At 71.3% G+C, this 25,239-nt stretch carries 20 protein-coding genes; 9 read left to right on the forward strand and 11 right to left on the reverse strand.

Features of this window, described 5'->3' with window-relative positions; all coding sequences use genetic code 11:
* Window positions 1-136: 136 nt before the first annotated feature.
* Window positions 137-2,026 (forward strand): ATP-binding SpoIIE family protein phosphatase, encoded by a 1,890-nt coding sequence (locus O7595_RS11635; protein ID WP_269728646.1) that lies wholly within the window; start codon window positions 137-139, stop codon window positions 2,024-2,026.
* Window positions 2,027-2,142: 116 nt separating this feature from the next.
* Window positions 2,143-3,606, forward strand: a complete 1,464-nt coding sequence (locus tag O7595_RS11640) for a catalase (RefSeq protein ID WP_269728647.1) — start codon at window positions 2,143-2,145, stop codon at window positions 3,604-3,606.
* Window positions 3,607-3,721: 115 nt separating this feature from the next.
* On the opposite strand, the gene O7595_RS11645 is transcribed toward O7595_RS11640, so the two are convergent.
* Window positions 3,722-6,019 carry a transglycosylase domain-containing protein gene (locus O7595_RS11645; protein WP_269728648.1) on the reverse strand — a complete coding sequence of 766 codons (2,298 nt, stop codon included), beginning with the start codon at window positions 6,017-6,019 and terminating at the stop codon, window positions 3,722-3,724.
* Between the two features lie 271 nt (window positions 6,020-6,290).
* Between O7595_RS11645 and O7595_RS11650 the strand changes: the two genes are divergently transcribed.
* Both O7595_RS11650 and O7595_RS11655 read left to right on the forward strand, forming a co-directional pair.
* A complete protein-coding gene (locus O7595_RS11650) occupies window positions 6,291-7,229 on the forward strand; it encodes an SPFH domain-containing protein (protein WP_269728649.1) in 939 nt (312 codons plus the stop codon).
* Window positions 7,175-7,438 (forward strand): hypothetical protein, encoded by a 264-nt coding sequence (locus tag O7595_RS11655; RefSeq protein WP_443071831.1) that lies wholly within the window; start codon window positions 7,175-7,177, stop codon window positions 7,436-7,438. Before O7595_RS11650 ends, O7595_RS11655 begins: the two co-directional genes overlap by 55 nt.
* A gap of 164 nt (window positions 7,439-7,602) precedes the next feature.
* Here the strand turns inward: O7595_RS11655 and O7595_RS11660 are convergent, their stop codons facing one another.
* Window positions 7,603-8,610: a LysR substrate-binding domain-containing protein gene (locus tag O7595_RS11660; RefSeq protein ID WP_269728651.1), complete on the reverse strand. Its 1,008-nt coding sequence runs from the start codon at window positions 8,608-8,610 to the stop codon at window positions 7,603-7,605.
* Between the two features lie 137 nt (window positions 8,611-8,747).
* Between O7595_RS11660 and O7595_RS11665 the strand changes: the two genes are divergently transcribed.
* Both O7595_RS11665 and O7595_RS11670 read left to right on the forward strand, forming a co-directional pair.
* The gene (locus O7595_RS11665) at window positions 8,748-9,302 is read left to right on the forward strand and encodes a peroxiredoxin (protein ID WP_269728652.1); all 555 of its coding nucleotides are present in this window, start codon (window positions 8,748-8,750) and stop codon (window positions 9,300-9,302) included.
* A gap of 2 nt (window positions 9,303-9,304) precedes the next feature.
* Window positions 9,305-9,838 (forward strand): alkyl hydroperoxide reductase, encoded by a 534-nt coding sequence (locus tag O7595_RS11670; RefSeq protein ID WP_269728653.1) that lies wholly within the window; start codon window positions 9,305-9,307, stop codon window positions 9,836-9,838.
* Between the two features lie 179 nt (window positions 9,839-10,017).
* Here the strand turns inward: O7595_RS11670 and O7595_RS11675 are convergent, their stop codons facing one another.
* The 4 genes from O7595_RS11675 to O7595_RS11690 form a co-directional block, all read right to left on the reverse strand.
* Complete coding sequence (locus O7595_RS11675) at window positions 10,018-11,385, reverse strand: AI-2E family transporter (RefSeq protein ID WP_269728654.1); 1,368 nt, start codon at window positions 11,383-11,385, stop codon at window positions 10,018-10,020.
* Window positions 11,386-11,562: 177 nt separating this feature from the next.
* On the reverse strand, window positions 11,563-12,264 hold the full coding sequence (locus tag O7595_RS11680) for a transglycosylase SLT domain-containing protein (RefSeq protein ID WP_269728655.1): 702 nt from the start codon (window positions 12,262-12,264) through the stop codon (window positions 11,563-11,565).
* Window positions 12,265-12,656: 392 nt separating this feature from the next.
* Complete coding sequence (locus O7595_RS11685; RefSeq protein ID WP_269728656.1) at window positions 12,657-13,979, reverse strand: PhoH family protein; 1,323 nt, start codon at window positions 13,977-13,979, stop codon at window positions 12,657-12,659.
* A 579-nt stretch (window positions 13,980-14,558) separates the two neighbouring features.
* Window positions 14,559-15,320: an isoprenyl transferase gene (locus tag O7595_RS11690; protein WP_269728657.1), complete on the reverse strand. Its 762-nt coding sequence runs from the start codon at window positions 15,318-15,320 to the stop codon at window positions 14,559-14,561.
* Between the two features lie 111 nt (window positions 15,321-15,431).
* On the opposite strand from O7595_RS11690, the gene mgrA reads away from it, so the two are divergent.
* Complete coding sequence (mgrA, locus tag O7595_RS11695) at window positions 15,432-16,469, forward strand: L-glyceraldehyde 3-phosphate reductase (RefSeq protein ID WP_269728658.1); 1,038 nt, start codon at window positions 15,432-15,434, stop codon at window positions 16,467-16,469.
* Window positions 16,470-16,595: 126 nt separating this feature from the next.
* Here the strand turns inward: mgrA and O7595_RS11700 are convergent, their stop codons facing one another.
* Together O7595_RS11700 and O7595_RS11705 are read right to left on the reverse strand one after the other, a co-directional pair.
* The gene (locus O7595_RS11700; RefSeq protein ID WP_269728659.1) at window positions 16,596-18,329 is read right to left on the reverse strand and encodes a DUF2079 domain-containing protein; all 1,734 of its coding nucleotides are present in this window, start codon (window positions 18,327-18,329) and stop codon (window positions 16,596-16,598) included.
* A gap of 354 nt (window positions 18,330-18,683) precedes the next feature.
* Window positions 18,684-19,673 carry a prepilin peptidase gene (locus tag O7595_RS11705; RefSeq protein ID WP_269728660.1) on the reverse strand — a complete coding sequence of 330 codons (990 nt, stop codon included), beginning with the start codon at window positions 19,671-19,673 and terminating at the stop codon, window positions 18,684-18,686.
* A gap of 103 nt (window positions 19,674-19,776) precedes the next feature.
* Between O7595_RS11705 and O7595_RS11710 the strand changes: the two genes are divergently transcribed.
* A complete protein-coding gene (locus O7595_RS11710; protein ID WP_269728661.1) occupies window positions 19,777-20,145 on the forward strand; it encodes a DUF192 domain-containing protein in 369 nt (122 codons plus the stop codon).
* Window positions 20,146-20,182: 37 nt separating this feature from the next.
* Here O7595_RS11710 and O7595_RS11715 read toward each other — a convergent pair whose 3' ends face one another.
* From O7595_RS11715 to O7595_RS11725, 3 genes are all read right to left on the reverse strand, one after another.
* On the reverse strand, window positions 20,183-21,343 hold the full coding sequence (locus O7595_RS11715; protein ID WP_269728662.1) for a mannosyltransferase family protein: 1,161 nt from the start codon (window positions 21,341-21,343) through the stop codon (window positions 20,183-20,185).
* A 69-nt stretch (window positions 21,344-21,412) separates the two neighbouring features.
* Window positions 21,413-22,141, reverse strand: a complete 729-nt coding sequence (locus tag O7595_RS11720) for an Imm52 family immunity protein (protein ID WP_269728663.1) — start codon at window positions 22,139-22,141, stop codon at window positions 21,413-21,415.
* Window positions 22,142-22,160: 19 nt separating this feature from the next.
* Entirely contained in the window at window positions 22,161-24,545 is a 2,385-nt protein-coding gene (locus O7595_RS11725) for a Tox-REase-5 domain-containing protein (protein ID WP_269728664.1), read from the reverse strand.
* A gap of 257 nt (window positions 24,546-24,802) precedes the next feature.
* Between O7595_RS11725 and O7595_RS11730 the strand changes: the two genes are divergently transcribed.
* Window positions 24,803-25,132 carry an AraC family transcriptional regulator gene (locus O7595_RS11730; protein WP_269728665.1) on the forward strand — a complete coding sequence of 110 codons (330 nt, stop codon included), beginning with the start codon at window positions 24,803-24,805 and terminating at the stop codon, window positions 25,130-25,132.
* Window positions 25,133-25,239: the final 107 nt, after the last annotated feature.

Here is a 25,239-nt window from a genome sequence, read left to right on the forward strand (position 1 = left end):
GTCGTCACCGCCCCCGGAGGCGCACAGCGGCACCCGAGGCGCCGGGACCCGCCGTGCCGGTCGTGCCGTGCCCGGCAGGATCGGCAGGACGGTTCCCAGCCTCGCACCACCGGCCCGGACGGACGGAATCCCAGGCGTGACGGAGCACCCCACCTCCCACGAAGGCCGGCAGCCCGTGGCTGCCCGGCCGCAGGAGCGCACCCGGCCGCGGCAGGAGGCCGCCGCCCATGCCCCCCTGCCGGCCGCGCCCGCCGCGGTCCCGCCGCAGCCGCCCGCGCCCCCGGAGCCGCCGCAGGATCCCGCGGGCCTGGCGCGCCGCGAGGGCGACCGGCTGCGTTTCGTCGGGGCGGCGACCCGGCGGATCGCCCGCGGTATGGACCTGGACGAGATCGTGCTCGGGCTGTGCCGGGCCACGGTGCCCACGTTCTCCGACGCGATCCTGGTGTACCTGCGGGATCCGCTGCCCGTGGGTGACGAGCGGCCGGTCGCGCCGTTCGTGCTGCGGCTCCGCCGGACCGACAGGTTGCGTTTAACCGACGAGGACACCGACGGCGCCCTGATCGGCGGCGTCCAGGTGCCGGTGCTCGGCCCCCCGGCGGACGTGGCGCCGGCCGCCGAGCTGTGCGAGGTGATCGCCGGCGGTCCGCTCGCGGAGGTGCTGCGGGGTGTGCGCCCGGTCTTCGGCGACTCGGCCGCCGCCCGGGCCGCGCTGCCCGAACTGCTGGGCGACGGCAAGACCCTGCCCGCGGGGCAGCGGGCGATCCTGGCCCCGCTGCGCGGCCGGCGCCGGGTCACCGGCGCCGCGATCTTCCTTCGGCGTCCGGACCGGCCGGCCTTCGAGCCGGACGATCTGCTCGTGGCCGCCCAGCTGGCGACGCACACCGCGCTCGGCATCGACAAGGCGGTCCTGTACGGCCGTGAGGCGTACATCGCGGACGAGCTGCAGCGCACGATGCTGCCCGAGGGGCTGCCGCAGCCGACCGGCGTACGGCTGGCCTCGCGCTATCTCCCGGCCGCGGAGACGGCCCGGGTCGGCGGCGACTGGTACGACGCCATCCCGCTGCCCGGCAGCCGGGTCGCCCTGGTCGTCGGCGACGTCATGGGCCACTCGATGACCTCAGCCGCGATCATGGGCCAGTTGCGGACGACGGCCCAGACCCTGGCCGGTCTGGACCTGCCCCCGCAAGAGGTGCTGCACCACCTCGACGAGCAGGCGCAGCGGCTCGGCACCGACCGCATGGCGACCTGCCTGTACGCGGTCTACGACCCGGTCTCGCACCGGATCACGATCGCCAACGCCGGCCATCCGCCGCCCATACTGCTGCACCTCGGCGGCCGGGCGGAGGTCCTGCGGGTGCCGCCGGGCGCCCCCATCGGCGTGGGCGGGGTGGACTTCGAGGCCGTGGAGCTGGACGCGCCCGCCGGGGCGACGCTGCTGCTGTACACGGACGGGCTGGTGGAGTCGCGGCTGCGGGACGTGTGGACCGGCATCGAGCAGCTGAGGGAGCGGCTGGCCGCGACTGCGCAGCTCACCGGCCCCGACCATTCGCCGCCGCTGGAGGCGCTCTGCGACGACGTGCTGGACATGCTCGGCCCGGGTGACCGGGACGACGACATCGCGCTGCTCGCGGCCCGTTTCGACGGGATCGCTCCGAGTGACGTCGCGTACTGGTTCCTGGAGCCCGAGGACTCCGCCCCCGGCCGGGCCCGCCGGCTGGCCCGCAGGGCACTGGCACGATGGGGCCTGGAGGAGCTGTCCGACTCGGTGGAACTGCTGGTCAGCGAAGTGGTGACCAATGCCGTGCGGTACGCGGAGCGGCCGGTGACCCTGCGGCTCCTGCGCACCGACGTGCTGCGGTGCGAGGTCGGTGACGACTCGCCGCAGCTGCCGCGTCAGCGGCGGGCCCGGGACACGGACGAGGGCGGCCGCGGGTTGTTCCTGGTGAACCGGCTGGCCCGGCGATGGGGGGCGACGCGGCTGTCCACGGGCAAGGTCGTGTGGTTCGAGTTGTCCACCCAGGCGTGACCAGTAACGGAGCCAAACCTGGACATGGTCCAAATGTTGCCGACTTCGCATGTAAGGAGTTGACTGGGGCACACGGCCGAAGCGACCACATTCCCTCGATGGACGGGAGGACGCTCGTGACCGAGTCACCCCCCAAAGCTCCGTACACGACGAACAACCACGGCATTCCCGTGGAGAGCGACGAGCACTCGCTGACCGTGGGGCCGGACGGCCCGATCCTTCTGCAGGACCATTACCTGATCGAGAAGATGGCCCAGTTCAACCGCGAACGGGTCCCCGAGCGGGTGGTGCACGCCAAGGGCTCCGGCGCGTACGGCTTCTTCGAAGTCACCAACGACGTCAGCCAGTTCACCAAGGCCGACCTGTTCCAGCCGGGCAGGCGCACCGAGATGCTGGCCCGGTTCTCGACGGTCGCCGGCGAGCAGGGGTCCCCGGACACCTGGCGCGACCCGCGCGGCTTCGCACTGAAGTTCTACACCGAGCAGGGCAACTACGATCTGGTCGGCAACAACACGCCGATCTTCTTCGTGCGCGACACGATCAAGTTCCAGGACTTCATCAGGTCGCAGAAGCGACACCCGGCCACCGGGCTGCGCAACAACGACATGCAGTGGGACTTCTGGACCCTCTCCCCCGAGTCGGCGCACCAGGTCACCTGGCTGATGGGCGACCGGGGCATCCCCAAGACCTATCGCCACATGAACGGCTACGGATCGCACACCTACATGTGGATCAACGGCGCCGGTGAGCGGTTCTGGGTGAAGTACCACTTCAAGACCGACCAGGGCATCGACTTCCTCACCCAGGAGGAGGCCGACGAACTCGCCGGTTCCGACGCGGACAAGCACCGGCGCGATCTGTACGACTCGATCGAGGCCGGGGACGCGCCCTCGTGGACCCTGAAGGTCCAGGTCATGCCGTTCGAGGACGCCGCGGACTACCGGTTCAACCCCTTCGACCTGACGAAGGTGTGGCCGCACGGGGACTACCCGCTGATCGACGTGGGCCGGATGACGCTGAACCGGAACCCGGAGGACTACTTCATCCACATCGAGCAGGCCGCCTTCGAGCCGTCGAACATGGTTCCGGGCATCGGGCCGTCGCCGGACAAGATGCTGCTCGGCCGGCTGTTCTCCTACCCGGACACCCACCGGTACCGGATCGGCCCCAACTACGCACAGCTGCCGCCCAACCGGCCGCACGCACCGGTGAACTCGTACGCCAAGGACGGCCCGATGCGCTACGCCCCGTCCTACGCCGCGCGGCCCTACGCCCCGAACTCCTACGGCGGCCCGGACGCCGACTTCGCGCGCTTCGGAGACCCTGCGGGGTGGGCGACGGCCGGTGAGATGGTGCGCGAGGCGTACAAGCTGCACCGCGAGGACGACGACTGGGGCCAGGCGGGGACGATGGTCCGCAGCGTCCTCGACGACGCCGCCCGTTCGCGGCTGGTTTCGAACGTCAGCGGTCATCTGAAGCAGGGCGTTTCACGGCCGGTGCTGGACCGGGCGGTGCAGTACTGGCGCAACGTCGACAAGGAGATCGGCGACCGGATCTCCAAGGAGGTCAACGGAGGCTGACCGCCCGCCCCGTGCGGACCACGCGGAAGGGCCCGGCGCTCCGGGCCCTTCCCGGTCCTGCGGCTCCCCCGTCCCAAGGGCTGTCCGCCGTTCCGCGACAGCCGCGGGACGGCCCTCAGGTGTTCTGGGGCCGGGGCGGCCGTACGCCGGACGTCGTCCCCGTCGTCGTCCCGTCCGTGGTGCCGGAATCGGTCCCGCCGTCGCTCTCGCCGCCCTCCGTGGTGCCGGAGTCGGTCCCGCCGCCCTCGGTGGTACCGCTGTCGGTGCCCTCCGTGGTGCCCGTCGAGTCGCCCGGCCCGGTGGACTCGTCGTCCGACTGCGTCGGGTCGGGTGAGGTGCTCGGCCGGTCGTCCGGCTTCTCCGACTGCGACGGCTCGTCCGAGGGCTCCTCCGGCTCCTCGCTCCCGGAGGGCGACCCGCTGGGACTCGCCGGGAGCTCCTCCTGCACCGGCGCCATGAGATCCAGGTCGAACCGCTCGTCCGAGCCGCCGCCGAGCGCGCCGGTCGTGTACTGCTGCCAGATCATGGCCGGCACCCCACCGCCGTTGGCGCGGCCCTCGTTGATGGTGTCGGTCAGGGTCACCTGGCGGCCCTTGGCGTCCTCCCCGAACAGACCGACGGCGGTCACCAGTTCGGGCGTGTATCCCACGAACCAGGCCGAGCGGTTGTTCTCCGAGGTGCCGGTCTTGCCGGCCGCGGAGTAGTCGCCCTGGGCGTTGCGGCCGGAGCCGCTCCGCACCACGCCGGTCATGGCCTGGGTCACGGTGTCGGCGGCCTCCCGGCTGATGACCCGGTCACCGCCCTCGGGGGCGGCTCCCGCCTCGCGGGTGCGGTGCTTGACGTCCTTCACGATCGAGGGCACGACCTGCTCGCCGTGGTTGTCGAGGGTCGCGTAGGCCGCGGCCATGTCCCAGGTCGACGCGCCCATCGTGCCGAGTGACATCGCCGGCCGCACCGGCCAGCCCTCGCCGTCGTGCATCCCGAGGCCGACCGCGGTCTCCTTCACCTTGCCGGGGCCGACGTCCACGATCATCTGGGCGTACACCGAGTTGATCGAGCTGTTGGTGGCCCTCTGGACGGTGACGGGGCCGTAGCTGCGGTCGTCCTCGTTCTCCGGCGCGAAGGGCGTGTCGCTGCCCTCCACCGGGCGCTTGCTGTTGCCGTCGTAGATCGTGTTGAGGCCGATCCGTCGGCCGTCCTGGGTCTCGGCCCCGTTCTCCAGCGCGGAGGCGAGCACGATGGGCTTGAACGTGGACGCGGGCTGGTAGTCGCGCCGGGTGGCGTTGGAGATCCAGTGCTCGGTCGCGCCGACCCCGCCGTACAGGGCGACGACCTTGCCGGTCTTCGGGTCGACGGAGGTCGCTCCCGCCTGGACGGTCGCGTCGCGCGTGTCGCCCTTGCGGTCGAGCTTCTCCTCCAACTGCTCGCCGACGGCCTTGAGGAGGGCGTTCTGGCGCTTCTTCTCGATGCTGAGCGTGATCGTCCAGCCGCCGGCCTCGATCTGGTCCTCACTGACGCCGCGCCTGGCGAGTTCGGCGTTGGCCGCCTTGACGAGGTAACCGGTCTGCCCCTCCATACCCGGGGCCGCCTTCGGCTCCTTCGGCACCGGGAACGAGAGGGCCGAACGCGCGGACGCGTCCAGCCAGTTCTCCCCGACCATGTTGTTCAGGACGTAGTTCCAGCGCTCGCTCACCAGCTTCCTGCCGGTCGGCGAGGCAACCGCCCAGTCGTACTGGCTGGGGGCCTGGAGCAGGGCGGCGAGGTAGGCGCCCTCGGCGACGGTCAGCTTCTGGGCGTCCTTGCGGTAGTACGCCTGGGCCGCGGCCTGGATGCCGTAGGCGCCGCGCCCGTAGTAGCTGGTGTTCAGGTAGCCGGCGAGGATCTCGTCCTTGTCCTTCTGCTGGTCCACCTTCAGCGAGATCACCAGCTCCTTGAGCTTGCGGGTGACCGTCTGGTCCTGGTTCAGGTAGTAGTTCTTGACGTACTGCTGGGTGATCGTCGAGCCGCCCTGCTTGCCCCCGCCGGTCAGGGTGTTGAAGACACCACGCGCGGTGCCCTTCAGGTCGACGCCGGAGTCCTTGTAGAAGGTCTTGTTCTCGGCGGCGACGAAGGCCTTCTCGACGTCGTCCGGGATCTTGTCCAGACCGACGATCTCGCGGTTGACGGAGCCGGTACGGGTCAGGATGGAGCCGTCGCTGTACTTGTAGACGTTGCTCTCCTTCTCGGCCTGCGCGTTGGCCGTGGGGACCGGCACCAGCAGGTAGACGATGAAGAGCGCGCCCATGCCCAGCAGGCAGAGGGTGAAGAAGGTGCCCAGCAGCTTCCGCCAGGTGAGGAAGCGCCGTATGCCCCCGGCCTTGCCCGCCCGGCGCGCGTCGCGCTGCCGGGTTCTCCGCGCTTCCGCTCGGCCCATCGCTTCGTCGCTCCGCTCTCTGTTCCGCGCTCGTCGTTGGTCGTTGGTCGTGCCGTACCCCGGCGCTCTTCGCCAGATCAGCTCAGAAAGCTAACACCGGTCGTACAGACAAAGGACGACCGATCCGGTCTTTTCCGGACGTGACAATCAGCACCCGTCTCACAAGGAACCGACTCACGAGGGGTGCGCAGGGTTGCCGGTTCAGATAATGTGTAATCACATTGCTAGCTAGTCGGGCCGCCGGTGCGGCCCGCTGAACGGGGGGACCGGAATGCCTGCGACCAGCACATCCCTGCACCACGACGACGTACCCGAGATGCCCGCGCCGAAGGTCAGGGAGTTCGCCGCGCACAGCATCGGCGGGGGCCTGGCACTGCTGCTCGCCCTGGCCGGACTCGCGGCCGGCATCGCACTGATCGTGACGGGTCCCACAGCGACGGCGGCGACCGCGAAGGTCGCACTGGTCGTGCTCGGAATCGTCGTGGTGGCCGCCTCCGCCTTCTCGATGTGCGGGCTCAACATGATCGCACCGGGCGAGGCGCGGGTGGTGCAGCTCTTCGGCCGCTACCGGGGCACGATCCGCACGGACGGACTGCGCTGGGTCAACCCGCTGACCACCCGGGCGAAGATCTCCACCCGGATCCGCAACCACGAGACCGCGGTGCTCAAGGTCAACGACGCCTACGGCAACCCGATCGAGCTCGCCGCGGTGGTCGTGTGGAAGGTCGAGGACACCGCACAGGCGATGTTCGAGGTGGACGACTTCCGGGAGTTCGTCTCCACCCAGACCGAGGCGGCGGTGCGGCACATCGCGATCGAGTACCCGTACGACGCCCACGACGAGGACGGCCTGTCGCTGCGCGGCAACGCCGAGGAGATCACCGAGAAGCTCGCCCTGGAACTGCGCGCACGGGTCGAGGCGGCGGGCGTCCACATCGTCGAGTCCCGCTTCACCCACCTCGCGTACGCGCCCGAGATCGCCTCGGCCATGCTCCAGCGCCAGCAGGCGGGGGCCGTGGTCGCCGCCCGCCGGCAGATCGTGGACGGCGCGGTCGGCATGGTGGAGGCCGCGCTGTCGAGGATCACGGAGGAGGGCCTCGTGGAGCTGGACGACGAACGCAAGGCGGCGATGGTGTCGAACCTGATGGTGGTGCTCTGCGGGGACCGCGCCGCACAGCCCGTCCTGAACACGGGCACGCTCTACCAGTGACCCCTTCCGAACGGAAACAGGTGCTGTTGCGGCTCGACCCGGCGGTGTACGAGGCGCTGGCGCGCTGGGCGTCGGACGAGCTGCGCAGCGCCAACGCGCAGATCGAGTTCCTGCTGCGCCGGGCACTGTCGGAGTCGGGCCGTCTGCCCGGCGGCGTCAAGCCCATCCCCCGCCGCGGACGACCGCCGAAGGCGCCGTCCGAGGAGTAGCCGGGGCGGCCTCCGGAGGGCACCCGCCCTTCGGAGGCCGACGCACGTCGGGGCGGGCCGTACGCGAGCACGGCCGGGTCGGAAGAGGGTGACGGCACGGGTGCCGGCCGTCGGCCGGGCCGCGAGCGCGTCCCTGGCCGGCGTCGGCGCCGGCGTGACGCTGCTCAGCCCGCCGTCGCCGCTGCGGCCGATGCGGTCGGAGGGTCTGCGGACGCGGCGAACCCGCCGTCGTGGAGCACGCGCACCGGAAGGTCCCCCAGCGCCTCCCGGAGCGCGCCCGCGAACTGCTCGAACTCGCCCTGGCGGGCCGCTCCCGTGCGCATCGCCAGGGCGACGCGGCGGGCCGGGGCCGGGTCCGCGAAGTAGCCGGTGGACAGGGCCGGGTTGCGGCCCGTCTCGACCCGGACGGCGGTGCGCGGGAGGAGGGTGACGCCCAGTCCGCCCGCGACCAGCTGGACCAGGGTGGACAGCCCGGCGGCGGTGGTGGTGACCGGTGCCCCCTCGGTGCGGCCCGCCTCCCGGCAGATGTCGAGGGCCTGGTCACGCAGGCAGTGCCCCTCGTCGAGAAGCAGCAGCGGGAGCTCCCGGAGCGCGTCGCGCGGAATGTCCTCGCGGCCGCCGAGCCAGTGGTCGTCGTACGTCACCAGCACGAAGTCCTCGTCGAACAGGGGAAGTTCCGTCACCCCGGGCACCCCGAGGGGGACGGCGAGGAGCAGCAGGTCGAGCCGGCCCGCCGAAAGGCCCTCCAGCAGCGACGACGTCTGCTCCTCGTGGACCTGGAGATCCAGATCCGGATAGCGCTCGTGGACCAGCCGCAGAACGCTCGGCAGCAGGTACGGCGCGACGGTCGGGATCACCCCGAGCCGCAGCACCCCGGTGAACGGCGCGCGTACCGCCTCCGCCTCCTCCAGCAGTTCACCGACGGCGTCGAGGACCGCCTTGGCCCGGACCGCCAGCCGCGCACCCGCCGGCGACAGGAGGACCTTCCGCGTCGTACGCTCCAGCAGCTGGACACCCAGTGCCTCCTCCAGCGCCGACACGGCCCCGGACAGCGCGGGCTGACTCGTCCCTATTGCGGCGGCCGCGTCCCGGAAGTGCAGATGCTCGGAGACGGCGGCGAAGGCTCGAAGCTGAGCCAGGCTGGGCTGCTTGCCCCGATTCGACCCGTTCACCGCCACCACTAATAAGCACCTCCGATCACGGCGACCCAGTCTAGCTATTTCTTTGATCAATGCACTCTGTGCCAGGGTGGAGATCCGTCCAACCCCCGGAGGCCCTCACGAGGGGCTTCCTGTTGCAAGGAGAGCGTGTGCTCACTGTCGGTGACCAGTTCCCCACCTTCGAGCTGACCGCCTGCGTCTCGCTGGAGAGCGGCAAGGAGTTCGAGCAGATCACCCACAAGTCCTACGAGGGCAAGTGGAAGGTCGTCTTCGCGTGGCCCAAGGACTTCACCTTCGTCTGCCCCACGGAGATCGCCGCGTTCGGCAAGCTGAACGACGAGTTCGCCGACCGTGACGCCCAGGTCCTCGGCTTCTCCGGCGACTCCGAGTTCGTCCACCACGCCTGGCGCAAGGACCACGACGACCTGCGTGACCTGCCCTTCCCGATGCTGGCCGACTCCAGGCACGAGCTGATGCGCGACCTCGGCATCGAGGGCGAGGACGGCTTCGCCCAGCGCGCCGTCTTCATCGTCGACCCGAACAACGAGATCCAGTTCACGATGGTGACCGCCGGCTCCGTCGGCCGTAACCCCAAGGAGGTCCTGCGGGTCCTCGACGCCCTGCAGACCGACGAGCTCTGCCCCTGCAACTGGACCAAGGGCGAGAACACCCTCGACCCGGTCAAGCTGCTGGCCGGTGAGTGAGCATGGCGCTCGATGAGCTGAAGTCCGCCCTGCCGGACTACGCCAAGGACCTGAAGCTGAACCTCGGTTCGGTGATCGGCAACAGCGACCTCCCGCGGCAGCAGCTGTGGGGCACGGTCCTGGCCTGCGCGATCGCCTCCCGCTCGCCGATCGTGCTGCGCGAGCTCGAGCCCGAGGCCAAGGCCAACCTGTCCGGCGAGGCGTACACCGCCGCCAAGTCGGCCGCCGCGGTCATGGCGATGAACAACGTCTTCTACCGGACCCGGCACCTGCTGTCGGACCCCGAGTACGGGACGCTGCGCGCCGGTCTGCGGATGAACGTCATCGGCAACCCCGGCGTCGAGAAGACCGACTTCGAGCTGTGGTCGCTGGCCGTCTCCGCGATCAACGGCTGCGGCCAGTGCCTGGACTCGCACGAGCAGGTGCTTCGCAAGGCGGGCGTCGAACGCGACGTCATCCAGGAGGCCTTCAAGATCGCCTCGGTGATCCAGGCCGTCGGCACCACGCTGGACGCGGAAGCCGTTCTGGCCGAGTAGTCACGTCCCGGCCGGACGGCCGGGACGTGAGGAGGGCGCCCCGCCCGGCTGCATGCCGGGCGGGGCGCCCTCGTCGTACGCGGGGGAAGCGCGCCGGTCGGCACCGGCGCCGAACCGCCGTCCGGCACACGGGGCGTTCGAGCCGGGCCGCCAGCCGCCTGGTGTCCTCGACCAGGTGCTCATGTGCGTTCCTCGCCCTCCGGGGGAGAGGACTCGGGCTTCGGGGCGGTCGGGGGCGGCGACGGGGTCGGGGCGAGGTCCGTCACCGTCGCCCCGTGCGGAGCGGGACCGATCCGGCTGACCTGGCCCCGGCCGTACGCACGCAGATAGGTGACCACCGTGTTCGTCACCGCGACCAGCGGCACCGCGACCACCGCGCCGCCGATCCCCGCCGTCAGACCGCCCGTGGCGACGGCGAGGACGACGGCCAGCGGATGGACGCGGACCGCGCGGCCGAGGATGAACGGCTGCAGCACGTGCCCCTCGATCTGCTGCACGGCGAGCACTACCAGCAGCACCATGAGGGCGGTGAACACGCCCTGGGTGACCAGCGCGACGACGACCGCGAGGGCCCCCGACACGACCGCACCCACGAGGGGGATGAAGGAGAACAGGAAGATGAAGACGGCGAGCGGAACGGCCAGCGGCACATCGAGGAAGTAGATGCCCAGTCCGATGAAGATCGCGTCGATGAGGGCGACCACCACGGTGCCCCGCACGTACGCCGTCAGCGTCCGCCAGGCGCGCGGGCCGGCGCCGGCGACACCCGGGCGGGCCGCGGAGGGCACCAGCTTCAGGGACCACTGCCAGATCCGCTTCCCGTCGTAGAGCAGGAAGAGGGTCGAGAACAGCGCCAGCAGCATCCCGGTGAGGATCTCCACCATCACGCTCACGCCCTCGAGCCCGGCGGAGGTGATCTCCTGCGTGTTGGTGCCGATGGTGTCCTGGAGGTTGTTCGCGATGTCGTTGATCTGGCGCTCGGTCACATGGAACGGACTGTTGAGCAGCCAGCGCTTGAGCTCCTCGATACCGTCCTTGACCCGGTCGGCGACGTTGTCGAGGTTGTCCATCACCTGCCAGACGACGAACCAGCCGACGAGGCCGATGACGACGAAGCCCAGGATCGCCGTGACGGCCGTGGCGAGCCCGCGCGGCAGGCCGACCCCCCTCAGACGGGCCACGGTCGGCTGGAGCAGCGCGGTGACCAGCAGGGCCGCGACGAAGGCGAGCACGACGAGCTGGACCGCGCTGATGACACGCATCAGCACCCAGAGCGTTCCCGCCAGGACCAGCAGCCGCCAGCCCGCCTCGGCCGCGACCCTCATGCCCCAGGGGATGGCCTCGACCGGATGGGGCCTCGCCGGAACGGCCGGGGCGTACGCGGGCGGCGGCGGGACGTGCTCGGGCGGGTTCCCCGCGTCGAGATCGCCGTCACCCATGCCGTTGCCGTCGTCCGCGGCCGCGGCGGCCCGGCGCTCCTCCAACCGTGCCCCGAGCCGGGACAGTCCGGCCCCCAGCCGACCCAGCCAAGCTGGCGTCTTCGACATCTCGTGCTTCCCTCTCCCCCCAAGGTCCGTCCCGACCGTACACGCATCGAGCCCCCCACCGTCGGACGGTGAGGGGCTCAGCGGAGTCGAGCAGCCGGAACTTCCCGGAGTCCGGGGCCCGGTCGGTACCGGTCGTCCGCCTGGGTACCGGTTGTCGGGCCGGTACCGATGGTCGGCCTAGTACCAGTGGTTGGCCTGCCAGAACGACCAGGCGCCGCAGGGGCTGCCGTAGCGGTCGTTCATGTAGTTGAGGCCCCACTTGATCTGGGTCGCGGGGTTCGTCTGCCAGTCCGCGCCGGCGGACGCCATCTTGGAGCCCGGCAGCGCCTGGACGAGGCCGTAGGCACCGGAGGACGGGTTCTGGGCCCGGTAGTTCCAGCTGGACTCGTGGTCCACGATGTTGCTGAAGCACTGGAACTGGTCGCCGGGGACCATCTGGCGGGCCATCGCCTGGACCTCGGAGATGCTGTACGAGGACTGCGTCGCGAAGCTGGAGGCGTCACGGACGGCGGACCGGCTGGCGCGCTCCTCGGCCTCCTTGGCCTCGGCCTCGCGCTGGGCCTTCTCCTCGGCGGCTTCCTTCTTCGCCTCGGCGTCCTTGGCGGCCTGGACGCGAGCCGCCTCCTCGGCGGACTTCCTCGCGGCCGCGTCGGCGGCGGCCGCCTGCGCGTCGGCCTGCTGGGTCAGGGATGCGACCTGAACCTGGGCCTGCTCACCGACGGGGATGTCCGCGAGGAGCGTCGCGTCTGCCGCGGTCGTCTCCAGGTTGTCGCCGTTCGCGGGCACGGTGTTGCCCGAGGCAACACCGACGACGGCGCCGACAGTGGTGACTGCGGTGGCGGACGCCACTGCGAATCCCCGGACCGAGATCCGGCTCACACGGTTTCCTTCCAGCATCGCCCGCACAGGTGACCTCGCGGGCGCAATCGTGCCCCTGGCACTGGCACTCCCTCTTGCTAGGTCACGGGAGGCACGGGCCCGGTGGGCGCTCCCTTGCGGGAGTGCCGCGTGGTGCTCGGGCGGCATACGGCGGCGTCTGTGGAGTTGTGTGGTGCCGCACCCCTGAGGGTGCAGCTGTGCCGTATGCGGGGCCTGACGGAACCCAGACTCTGCCGGAAGCCGATGCCGCAAGGCAATTCATGGCTGCGTGTGAAAGCTCACACCTCGTTTGTCCCAGGAGTTTTCTGGAAAGGGCGGCACGGCACGACGCCGCCCGGCTAAGCTCCTTCGCTTCGCCGGGCGGCGTCAACTCCCAAGCCGGGCAGGTCCCGTCAGATCGGTCCGTCCTCCAGCATTTCGGTCACCAGCGCGGCGATCTGCGAACGCTCGGACCGGGTGAGCGTGACGTGCGCGAAGAGCGGATGACCCTTCAGCTTCTCCACGACGGCGACGACCCCGTCGTACCGACCGACACGCAGATTGTCCCTTTGTGCCACGTCATGGGTGAGAACGACCCGCGAGTTGGCCCCGATACGGGACAGAACGGTCAGGAGGACGTTCCGCTCCAGGGACTGGGCCTCGTCGACGATGACGAACGCGTCGTGCAGCGAACGCCCGCGGATATGGGTCAGCGGCAGCACCTCGAGCATGCCCCGGCCCAGGACCTCCTCGATGACCTCGCGGCCGGCCACCGCGGACAGCGTGTCGAAGACAGCCTGCGCCCAAGGGCTCATCTTCTCGGCCTCGGTGCCCGGCAGATAGCCCAGTTCCTGCCCGCCCACCGCGTACAGCGGCCGGAAGACCATCACCTTCCGGTGCTGCCGGCGCTCCAGGACGGCCTCCAGGCCGGCACAGAGCGCGAGCGCGGACTTGCCGGTGCCCGCCCGGCCACCCATGGAGACGATGCCGACGTCCGGGTCGAGCAGCAGATCGAGGGCGATGCGCTGCTCGGCGCTGCGGCCGCGGATCCCGAAGGCCTCACGGTCACCGCGGACCAGCCGGACGTTCCCGTCGGAGGCGACCCGACCGAGCGCCTTGCCCCGCTCGGACTGGAGGACGAGCCCGGTGTGGACGGGCAGGTCGGACGCCTCCGGCACGTACAGGCGCTCCTCCTCGAAGAGGATGTCCACCTGCTCCCCGGCCAGGGTCAGTTCGGACATACCGGTCCAACCGGAATCCGTGACCGCGAGCTCGGCGCGGTACTCCTCGGCAAGCAGGCCGACGGAGGACGCCTTGATGCGCAGCGGCAGGTCCTTGGACACGACGGTGACGTCGTACCCCTCTGCCTGGAGGTTCCGTGCCACCGCGAGGATCCGTGAGTCGTTGTCACCCAGCCGGTAACCGGCGGGAAGCACCCCGGGGTCCGAGTGGTTGAGCTCGACGCGCAACGTGCCGCCGAGGTCGCCCATCGGGAGGGGTGCGTCCAGGCGGCCGTACCGGACCCGGTAGTCGTCGAGCAGGCGCAGCGCCTGCCGGGCGAAGTAACCGAGCTCCGGGTGGTGCCTTTTGGCCTCCAGCTCCGTCACGACGACGATCGGGAGCACCACCTCGTGCTCGTCGAAACGCGAGACGGCATTGGGGTCGGCCAGCAGGACGCTGGTGTCGAGAACGTAGGTGCGCCTGTCGGACATGCGGCGCTTTGTGCTGTTCACCACGGAAGGACGTACCCCCTCGGCTGAGATCGGGGTGCGACGGCGTCGCGGACTGGGGGTCTCCCCACCGAACGGCAGGGGACAGGACCGGTCTCCGGCCACGATGCACGGGCCGGGCACCGGCCCCCCGTTCCTTCCGTGCTGGCCGCACGGTCGTCCTGGCGCAAAGGGCCTCCCGGGCGAGCGGCTCGGTGCCGCGCGCTGTAGAACGGCATCCGGAGCGGGTGTCCGGATGTCGACCTGTCAGGGATATTCCCTCGAACAAGCAAGGCCATGCCATGGCATATGACGACGCGTCGATGAACATGCGGTGACCACGCCCGGGACCGCGCCCACGGACGCGCGAACGTCACCCGATCGGCCCCTTGCTCCCGGGCCGGACGTGCGACCGGTCGTCAAGATCCCGCCACCCGCCCGCGAAACCCGCCTCGGTGGGGGCCGCACCCACTCGAACGGGGACCGCCGCCCGGGACCACCCGCGAACGGGGGCGCACCGCCCTCGGACGGCGGCGCGACCGGGTGCGGACCGTTCCCGGGCGAGCGGACCAGCCCCCGGACGGTCTCCGGCGGGGCGGCCCGAGCTCAGGCGCCGTAGCGGCGGTGGCGTGCCGCGTAGTCGCGGAGGGCTCGGAGGAAGTCGACCTTGCGGAAGGCCGGCCAGAAGACCTCGCAGAAGTAGTACTCGGAGTGGGCGCTCTGCCAGAGCATGAAACCCGACAGTCGCTGCTCGCCGCTCGTGCGGATCACCAGGTCGGGGTCGGGTTGTCCGCGCGTGTAGAGATGGGACGCGATCATGTCGGTGTCGACGATCTCCGCGAGCTCCTCGAAGGTCGTCCCCTTGGCCGCGTGCTCGTTCAGCAGGGAGCGCACCGCGTCCGCGATCTCCTGACGGCCGCCGTAGCCGACCGCGACGTTGACCAGTATCCCGTCGACGCCGACCGTCGACTGCTCGGCCTCCTTGAGGACGGACTGGGTCCTGGCGGGAAGCAGGTCCATGGTCCCCACGTGGTGCACCCGCCACCGGCCGTCGGCGGCCAGATTGCGCACGGTGTTCTCGATGATGCCGAGCAGCGGGCGCAGCTCCTCCTCCGGACGGTCGAAGTTGTCCGTGGACAGCATCCAGAGGGTGACGACCTCGACATCGGTCTCGGCGCACCAGCCCAGCAGCTCGGAGATCTTGTCGGCCCCGGCCTGGTGTCCCTCCGCGGCCGTGCCGCCCGACGCCTTCGCCCAGCGGCGGTTGCCGTCCAGGATGACGCCGATGTGCTTGGGCACCTGGGCGTGGTCGAGGCGGCCCTCCACCCGGCGTGCGTAGAGCCCGTACACCAGGTCGCGCAGGTTCACAGTCCTTAACCCCTCCGTGCTGTGGCTGACCCCCGACGCCCGTCACACTACTGCGGAGCGGCCGAACGCACCCAACCCGGTCTGTCACAAGTCCGTGATAGGGAGGGAAGCGTGAACGACTCCCCCTATTACCGTGCAGCCGAGAACCGCTACGACTCGATGGAGTACCGCCGCACCGGCCGCAGCGGACTCAAGCTCCCCGCGATCTCCCTCGGCCTCTGGCACAACTTCGGCGACGACCGCACGCTCGCCTCGCAGCGGGCGATCCTGCGCCGCGCCTTCGACCTCGGCGTGACGCACTTCGACCTGGCGAACAACTACGGGCCGCCCCCCGGCTCCGCCGAGCTGAACTTCGGCAAACTGTTCGCCCAGGACTTCGCCCCGTACCGGGATGAACTCATCATTTCCACCAAGGCCGGCTATCTGATGCACCCCGGCCCCTACGGCGAATGGGGCTCCCGCAAGTACCTGATGTCCTCACTGGACGCCTCCCTGAAGAGGATGGGGCTGGACTACGTCGACATCTTCTACTCGCACCGCTTCGACCCGCACACCCCGCTGGAGGAGACGATGGGCGCCCTGGCGTCCGCCGTCCAGCAGGGCAAGGCGCTCTACGCGGGCGTGTCCTCCTACAACGCCGAGCAGACCGCAGAGGCGGCCGGGCTGCTGAGGGAGATGGGCGTCCCGGCCCTCATCCACCAGCCGTCCTACTCGATGATCAACCGCTGGACCGAGGACGACGGGCTCCTCGACACGCTCGAGGCCGCCGGCATGGGCTGCATCTCCTTCGCGCCGCTCGCCCAGGGGCTCCTCACCGGCAAGTACCTCACCGGCATCCCGGCGGGCTCGCGGGCGACGCAGGGCAAGTCCCTCGACCCGGACCTGCTCTCCGACGAGGTGCTGCGGCGGCTGCAGGGCCTGAACGAGATCGCCCAGCGGCGCGGCCAGTCGCTGGCCCAGCTGGCGCTCAGCTGGGTGCTGCGCGACGACCGGATGACCTCGGCGCTGATCGGCGCGAGCAGCGTCGGGCAGTTGGAGGAGAACCTGGCCGCACTGCAGGCCGCACCTCTCACCGACGAGGAGTTGAAGGAGATCGACGTCTTCGCCGTGGACACCGCCGGGACGAACATCTGGGCCGGTCGCAGCTGACCCGGCGCCCCGGTCTCCGCGGGCAGAGAAAACGGGCCGGTCCGTGGGGGGGATACGGACCGGCCCGAGGGGGGGTTTCCACCATAACCCTTCGTGAAGGCAGACGCGTGCCGCGGCATGCGGTCACTACTCTCCGAAATCGTTCGACTGCGGTGCGAAAGGGGAAAGAGCCTGGGCAGGGGCCGTGTCAGGCCGTCGCGCCCGGCCTCGGCCGTACTCCCCACGGGGGACCCGGGGGTGAGGCACCCGGTTGACGCGGCCGAGGGAGAAAGGGGCGCGCGGGCGGCGGACCCGGCGAGGAGGGCGGCGGGCGGCAGTGGGCGGCGGGCGGCGGTGGGCGAGCGGCGGATCCTGGCGGCCGAGCCTCACCGCGCGCCTCAGCAGCGTGATGCCGTCGCGCGCCGCGACGCGCTCGTAGCCGTACGCCCGCTGCGCCGCGTCGAGTTCGGCCTGCTGCTGCTCCGGCGGATACGGCCAGTGTCCCGTCTTGTACGGCCACGCCTCCGGGGCCTCCGCGTCGTGGATGATCCATTCCGCGGTGGGCCTGGGCAGCCGTTTCCGGTCGTACTCGTACAGATGCCCTTCGACGGGCCAGGTCGGGAAGAGCACGACGTCGCACCGGGAGGTGAGCTGGGGGACGAGCCGGTTGGAGGCGGCCACCGTCGCCCCGTCCGGAATCCGCTGGAGCAGCGCGCGGGCGGCCTCGACGTGGGAGGTCGTGCGCCAGGTGGCCCGCTGCGCCAGCTGGGCGAGCGGGAAGGACGGCAGCATGACCACCGTCACGGCCAGGACCGTGACCAGAGAGGCCCGGACATGGCGCGCCGCGAGCGGATCGCGGGCCTGCCGGTAGCGGCCGAGGGCGTCGACGAGCCCGGCGAAGACCACCGGCATCAGGACGGCGCTGTAGTGGAAGGCGGTCCCCCAGTGGAAGGCGTTCTCCGACAGCATCCGCCACGCGAGCGTCGGCACGGCGATCAGCGACAGCGGCGACCGCAGGGCGAGCAGGGCGCTCGGGGCGAAGACGAGCACGAGCGTCATGGCCTTCACGTCCGGACGGAGCGCGTCGAGCGGTGCGAAGGCCATCGTGGCGAGGAGCGAGCCGTGCCCGTCGGTGAGGTTGCCCCCGTGCGCGTACCCGCCGCCGGGGTTGAAGGCGGGCAGCAGCAGCTTGATCTCGATCGCGCTGCCGACGAGCCCGGCCGCGGCCGTCGCGATCCCCAGCCTCCGGGGCCCCTTCCAGGCCACGTACGCGCCGACCGCAGCGAGGGTCAGCCCCAGATCCTCCTTGATCAGGAGCAGGGGCGCGGCCCAGACGACGGCCCGCCCCCAACGTCGCCGGCCGAGCGCCTCGAGGGCGAAGGCCAGGAGCGGTACGGCGAGGGCCACTTCATGGAAGTCGAAGGCGGCCGCCGAGGCGATGCCCCAGCTCGCGCCGTATCCGAAGGCGACGACGTGCGCGGCGCGGCGGCCGAGCGTCCGCACCGCCCAGCGGGCGAGCGGCACCACGGCCGCGGCGAGGAGGACGGACTGGGCCAGGAGCAGACAGAGCGGGGACGGCCAGAGCCCGTAGAGCGGGGCGAGCACGGCGATCAGCGGGTGGAAGTGGTCGCCGAGCAGATTGAAGCCGTCGCCGCGCAACGGGACGACGGGGGCCTGGAGTTGGGCGTAGGCACGTACGGCCTGCTCGAAGATGCCGAGGTCGTACCCCGTGGTGCGCAGGAGTTGGTGGCGGCGCACGGCGACGGTCGCGTAGAGCAGGGACAGGACCGCCGCCCAACCCCAGGGGAGGAGGGCGACGGCGGGACCTTCCGCCGGCCGGGCGCCCGCGGAAGCCGGAAGCGGCTTCGTCTGCGTACGCAAGACCGTTAGATTGTCAAAGAATGTCCGCATACGTCCGCATGCTAGACGGCGTCACTCATAGCGCCGTCCACATGGCCTGGGATCTCCCCCTCGTGGCGGTCACCCGTGGAACTCGTGGCGGTCAGCGCGGATATCGGGTTCGCTCCCCACGGACGACGCCGGCCGGCCTTCGGCGCGTCACGGGGCACGAGGACACGTCCCCGTACGTGGGGCCCGACCGGGGTCCGGCCACCGCCCGTGCCGTCCACGGCGCGCATCGCGACGCCGTGGCGGCCGCGCCGAGGGGTCGGTCGGCCCCGCGGGGCGGGACTGAGCAGGGCGGGACTGAGCAGATCGGGGTTGAGCTGGTGGGGGCTAAACGGACAACGCCCCCAGCAGCAGCGCGATCAGCGTGCCGGAGATCATGAACGGCCCGAAGGGAATCGCCGTCCCGCGCCCCGCCCCGCGGAGGACGACGAGGCAGAGCCCGTAGAGCGCGCCCAGCAGGAAGCCCGCGAAGGCGCCGACGAACAGCACCCCCCAGCCGTACCAGCCGAGCGCCACACCGAGCGACAGGGCCAGCTTCACATCGCCGAAGCCCATGCCGTTCGGGTTCACGAGGAAGAGCACGAGGTACGCGGCACCGAGCACGAGTCCTCCGAGCAGAGCGACCGGCCACGATCCCCCGGCACCGGGGAGCAGTGCCGCACCACCGAGCAGCACGGCCGCCGCGGCGGCAAGCGGCAGCGTCAACTGGTCCGGGAGCCGGTGGACGTTGCGGTCGACGAGGGCGAGCAGTACGGCCACGGGCGCGAGCAGCAGCCATACGGCCAGCTCCGGGCGGGGCCCGACGGCCGCGGCGAGCGCGGCGCAGGCGAGGGCGGTGAGCGCGGGCACGACGGACGACGGCCGGTACGGGACGGGCTCCCGGACGGCGACAACGGGCGCGCCCCTGCCTCCCGACTCGTCCACGGCTGGCGACTTCCCCCCGCCGCCACGCCCGGCCACGGCTGCCGGCTCTCGCGTGCCGCCCCGCTCGTCCACGGCTGCCGACTCCCCCCCGCCGCCACGCCCGGCCACGCCCGGCCGGTCCGCTGCCCTCTGCTCGCCCGGCACTTCGTGCGCGCCGGTCCCGGGAGCCGCCCCTGCGGCGACGGGCGCGGGCGGCACCGCGCAGCCGGCGCAGCGTGCCGTCCCCAGCCAGCCCTGCGCGGGCCCGGTGATCGGATGGCCGGTGGGACAGGCGTCCCGCCACGCCTCCTCCGGCTCGACGGACATCCGGTAGGCGGGGCGCGGCACGAGTACCCCGGCCGCGGCCCCCCACAGGGCGGCGGCGGCGATCAGCGTGACGTACGCGTACTCCACGGTCCGACCCTAGGACCGCGAGGCCCCGGGGTCATGGGCCCACGGGCCCACTCCCCGGCATCCGGGGCCCACGACGGCCCGACTCCCGCTACGGTCAGGGCACATGGGCGGATGGCAGGACGGCAAGGGCACACTGACGGTCCCCGGCCGGGAGGACCCGGTCGAGCTGCTGGTCGCCGCGTCGTACGGGGCGCGGTACCGAGGTCTGCTGGGCCGTGACGGCCTGGACGGCGCGCTCATGCTGACGCCGTGCACGAGCGTGCACACCTTCCGGATGCGCTTCGCCATCGACGTGGCGTACCTCGACAGGGAACTGCGCGTCCTCGACGTCCACACGATGCGCCCGGGGCGGCTCGGGCTGCCGAGGCTGCGCAGCCGTCATGTCCTGGAGGCCGAGGCGGGGGCGATGGCGCAGTGGGGCGTGCGGCCGGGGGTCCGGCTCGCGATCGGCGGGCCGGGGCGCGGGGCCTGACCCGTGGGGCGTCATTCCGGGGCCGGCAGACACGGGCTCAGGGCGGTCCCGAACCGAGCAGCGTGAACGCCCCGTACGCCCCCGAGGCGACGGCGAGCAGCGCCACCACCACCGCGGCCGTCGTCCGGCGGGCCGGCCGCGCGAGGGCGACCGCCGCGGGCAGCAGCAGCGGGAAGGCGGGCATGATCAGGCGTGGGCGGGAGCCGAAGTACGCGGCGCCGATCAGTGAGATGACGACGATCCCCGCTCCGTACACCAGCAGCGGCAGCGGCTGGCGCTGCTTCACGCAGAGCCACACCACCCACGAGAGCAGCCCGATCGCGGCGACGAGGCCGACGCCGGCGAGCGGGGTGGGTCCGCTCAGCTGCGCGCCGACGAAGCGGGCGAGTGCGACCCCGCCGTCGATGTTGTTCCCCCACGCGGCCTGTACCTCGAAGTACGCCGTGGGGCTGCCCTGGCGCACGGCCACGAAGACGACGTACCCCAGCCATCCGAGCGGCGCGACGACCACGCCCACGACCGTCCGCCGGGTCAGGTCCCTCCTGAACAGCCGTACGAGACCGGTGACCCCGAGGGCGGCGACGAGCGCGGCGGCCGAGGGCCGGGTGAGCCCGGCCAGCGCGCAGAGCGTCCCCGCGGTGATCCAGCGGTCGGTCAGCACGGCGTACAGCGACCAGGCGGCCAGCGCGGTGAACAGCGTCTCGGTGTACGCCATCGACTGCACGAAAGCGGTCGGGTACACGCCCCACAGCACCGCCAGCAGCACCCCGGCCCGCTGCCCCGCCACATGCGCCCCGACGGCGTAGACACCCCAGGCGGCGGCGAACGCCGCGATCCAGCCGATCACCAGTCCCGCCGTGGCGGCGGAGACCGGCAGCACCTCGGAGACCGCCCGCTCCAGCGCGGGCAGCAGCGGGAAGAAGGCCAGATCGGAGTGGACACTGCCGTCGGGCAGCGTCACGTCGTACCCGTATCCGTTCTCCGCGACCCGGACGTACCAGACCGAGTCCCAGCGCCCGTTCAACCGGTGCAGGGCGTCCTTGCCCTGCACCGCAGCGGCCACCGCGAGGATCGCCATCCCCAACACCCGGACGGCCGCGTAGCCCAGGAGTGCGGGGGCGGCAGCGCGGACCCCGGGCGGGACGGGCACCCTGCGCGGACGGGAGCCCCGCGGCTCGGGATCGGGCTGGTCGGACATGCGCCCGATTATCACCGCTGGGCGGAAGTGACCGCGCTCACGGTGCCGGGACGGCCGGCGCGGGCGGGGTCACCACTTGGCGCGGTCGTACGGCACGGGCAACTCCTCCAGGGCCCCGGCGGACCGGAGGACCCGGTTGGTCTCGATGATCGTCTCGATGTCGGGCTCCTCAGCTCCGTCCCGAGTGAGATCGATGATCAGCCCGCCGTGTGCCGTGCGTACATAAGTACCGGGAAATCCCTCCGGAGCCAGGCCCGCGCGTTTCGCAGACAAGTACACCGATCGGCCGCAGCGGGGGGCTGAATTATCGAGACCGAACTCATCTCGCACCGCATCGTACTGGGCACGGCCGTAGGCCTGCCCCGTGTCGATGTCCCAGGCGTCGGCGAGAATTCGCAGCACCTCCGAGGAGCGACCCACAGTCGGCACGGATTCATCCAGCTTGCGCGATCGGAACGACAGAGCAACCGAATTCGTCACCCACTCCGAAGTACCACCTGCATGAATCGAAAATGTCACACGAGGCATCCCGGGATTGTTAGTCACCAGGGATGTCGTGTAGCCAATACGGTCCACGTCGGACTCCGGGTTCTCCCTCTTCAGGTACTCGGAGAGCGCAGCCACCGACAGCGGCATACGCGGCGCAGTGGAAATATCGTCGACTGCCTCGAGCCAGCCGGTGAAAGCCGCATCATTCAAATCAGCCAAGGCCGACAGGCTTTCCACCCAGCGCTCAGCGATCTGGACAACGCTCTCCTGCCGCCTCCCCCATCCCCCGTTGACCACGACGTACAGCACCTTCGCTCTCCCTCTTCCCTCAGCTTGTGCCCACAACGTCATCCGCCGTGTGCTCAACCTTAACCTTGATACGCCTCTCCTCAAACATCTCCCGTGCGGCCTCAGCCACCTCCGGATCGGAAAAGTGCCATACAACCGGCTTCCCTCGGGCCGCGTCCACCTGCCGCTGCGCCTGCTTGGCCCAGCGGTTGGCGATGTCGAGCTTAAGCTCCCCCACTTCGGCGTCGTAGTACTTCGGATTGCGGTAGCCGTACTTCGCCTCGATATAGGTCCCCTTCGCGGAGTCCCACCCGTCGAAATTGACGGGCTTGCCGTCGAGTTTGTCGAGGGGGACCTGGTACTCCTTGCCGCGGTTCACTCCGGAGATCTGCTCCTGGTAACGCGCACCCATCTCGGATTCGTAGCTGAAAAGGGCGGGCTTGATGCGCTCCCACTTCCCGTCGCCGCCGTCCTTGGTCCCGGCGCGGGGGTTGGTGAGGTTCTCGTACCAGGACGGCTTCGGCTGCTGCTGCGCCCTCTCGAGCCCCGCCTTCCGCTTCGCCGCGGCGGCCGCCCTCTTCGCCTCCTCCGCCTGCTTCGCCGCCTCCTCGGCGGCCTGCTTCTTCTCCGGGTCGACCTCGTCGCACTTGCCGGCGAACAGCGCGACCGGTACGGCGCCGCTCCGGCCCGCGACCACACCCGTACCGCTGCCGGGGACGCCCGGCCCGCCGCCGTAGGGGATGCGCACGCGCGCGCCCATCCCGATGGTGCAGCCGGTGAGTCCCGCGTCCCTGGCGGCTTCGTCGGCGTGCTGCTGGGCCTCCTTGGCGGCCTGCTCGGCCCCCTCGACATCGCCGGCCTTGGCCGCCTTACGGGCCTTCGCCGCCGCCTCGGATGCCTTCCGTGCGAGCTCGCCGACCTTGCCCAGTTTCCCGAGCTTGCCCAGTTTGCCCAGTTTGCCGACGAGCTTCGCCTCGCCGTAGCCCGGAATGAAGAGGGATCCGACGTTCCAGAGGACCGTGCCGACGGCCTGTCCCTCGTCGCCCCGGTTCCACATGTCGCGGACCTCGTCCCCGACGAACACGTCGTCGAGGACGGTCACCCCGGTGTTGACCGAGGCCGAGCCCCAGTCCCAGAGGGCGCCCAGGTAGTCGCCCTTGGACCACTTGTCGCCCGCCCCCGCACTGTCCTCGACCCACTGGTCGCCGAGCTGGGATCCGTAGTCCTTGATGCCTTCCCAGGCCTTGCCGGGGTCGAGGATCGTCTCGAACGTGCCCGTGATGTCGCCCCAGAGGCCGTCCACGACGACGCCCTCGAAGAAGCCGCCGACCTGCTCGGCACCGCAGGAGAGGAAGGCGCCGACCCCGGAGGTGCAGCTCTCGCCGTCGCCCTCACCGTTTCCGTCGTCTCCGCCGTCCCCGCCGTCGTCGAGGTCGTCGAGGTCGTCGAGGTCGTCGAGACCGTCGTCCGGCACCCCCGGCTCGCCCGTCTCGTCGGTCTCGTCGTCCTCGTCGTAGACGGCCTCGTCGGCCGTCCCGGTCCCGCCGGTGTCGTCCTGGGGCCCGCCGGTGCCGCCGCCGGTACCGCCTGTGCCGCCTGTGCCGCCTGTGGCACCCGTGGTGCCCGTGGTTCCCGTACCGCCGTCCGTGCCGCCCGTGGCACCCGTGCCGCCGTCCGTGCCGCCTGTGGCACCCGTGGTGCCCGTACCGCCGTCCGTACCGCCCGTGGCACCCGTACCGCCCGTGGTGCCCGTACCGCCGTCCGTGCCCGCGTTGTCGTCCCCGGTGCCGGTGCCGGTGCCGGTGCCGGTGCCGGTGCCGGTGCCGGCCTCGACGTCCGCCGGGCCGCCGTCGCCACCCCCGCACGCCGTGCCGGTGATCTCGCAGACAGCGGACCGGAGTCCTCCGGCGATCTGTCCGCCGACCCCGGTCGCGACCAGGCCGACGACGATGGCCGCGACGAGCACGATGAGCCCGACGTACTCGGTGGCCGTCTGGCCGCCGTCCCGGCGCCACTTGATGAGGCGGGCGAGCTTCAGGGGCCGCCGCTCGACCCGGTTCGTACCGGGCACGAGGAACCACTCGCGCACCGACGGCCGGAACAACAGCACGATCACGGCGACGGGGACGAGCAGTTGGGTCAGCCCCCGGCCACTGCCGTCGAAGAGTGCGCTCAACGCCCCGAGGAGCAGCCACGCCTGCACCGCGAGCAGCGCCCGCCGCACCCACACACCACCGGTCCACACCCGCAGCGCGAGCAGGAATCCGGCCACGCCCGGAGCGGCGGCGTACACCAGAAGGCCGAGGAACTCCCCGTCGACCCCGTCCACGGCCGCGGCCGTCACGAGCAGACCGAGAGCCCCCAGCAGCGTGAGCCCGAACAGCGCGTGCAGCAGTACGAGCACGGCCCGCACGGCCCGCGGCATGGGCTGCCGGCCGTTCCCCCGGACGGGCGGCCACACCCCCGCACCCATCCCTCCGGAAGCGCCCGTGGGCGCAACTCCCGCCGTTCCCCCACCGGTTGCAGCCATACTCGGGAGGCTAGGGGCGCCCGGGGGAACGGTCATGGGCCCGTGGACCCAAAGTCCGCAAGCACGTCCGACTGGGCCCTGAACCCACCCGAGGCGGCGCACCGGGTGCGTGAGTTCGGCCGACATGCACACAGTCGCGATCCTCGCCACACATGGTGCGCAGCCACCTCGGCGCGGCGACGGCCTCCCGAACCGCCCGGCTGATCGTCACGATCGCTCAGCGCGCGGGTGTGCAGACCCAGTTCATCGAGTACCCCGATCCCGTGCCGGACTCCGACGATCTGGGGCCGACACTGCGCTGGATGCAGGAGGACCTCGAACGGCCCCTCACCGTCGCGGAGATCGCCGCCCAGCCCGCGATGAGCTCACGCACCCTCATACGCCGGTTCCGCGCCCAGACCGGCACGACCCCGCTGCAGTGGCTGCTCGGACGGCGGTTGCAACGGGCGAGGGAACTGCTGGAGACGACGATCTTCCCATGAGCCGGGTCGCCGGGGCGTCCGGACTCGGCTCACCGGAGACTCTCCGGCACCACTTCTCCAAGCACGTCGGCACCACGCCCACGGCGTACCGGGCGGCGTTCCATGGC

Origin of the sequence: Streptomyces sp. WMMC940, assembly GCF_027460265.1 — a bacterium.
Classification (GTDB): Bacteria; Actinomycetota; Actinomycetes; order Streptomycetales; family Streptomycetaceae; genus Streptomyces.

Excerpts from the sequence above, each read along its gene's own strand:
- O7595_RS11645 (WP_269728648.1), bottom strand. The coding sequence starts at position 6,019 with ATGGGCCGAGCGGAAGCGCGGAGAACCCGGCAGCGCGACGCGCGCCGG.
- O7595_RS11650 (WP_269728649.1), top strand. The coding sequence starts at position 6,291 with ATGCCTGCGACCAGCACATCCCTGCACCACGACGACGTACCCGAGATG.
- O7595_RS11670 (WP_269728653.1), top strand. The coding sequence starts at position 9,305 with ATGGCGCTCGATGAGCTGAAGTCCGCCCTGCCGGACTACGCCAAGGAC.
- O7595_RS11675 (WP_269728654.1), bottom strand. The coding sequence starts at position 11,385 with ATGTCGAAGACGCCAGCTTGGCTGGGTCGGCTGGGGGCCGGACTGTCC.
- O7595_RS11710 (WP_269728661.1), top strand. The coding sequence starts at position 19,777 with ATGGGCGGATGGCAGGACGGCAAGGGCACACTGACGGTCCCCGGCCGG.
- O7595_RS11715 (WP_269728662.1), bottom strand. The coding sequence starts at position 21,343 with ATGTCCGACCAGCCCGATCCCGAGCCGCGGGGCTCCCGTCCGCGCAGG.
- O7595_RS11725 (WP_269728664.1), bottom strand. The coding sequence starts at position 24,545 with ATGCCGCGGGCCGTGCGGGCCGTGCTCGTACTGCTGCACGCGCTGTTC.
- O7595_RS11730 (WP_269728665.1), top strand. The coding sequence starts at position 24,803 with ATGGTGCGCAGCCACCTCGGCGCGGCGACGGCCTCCCGAACCGCCCGG.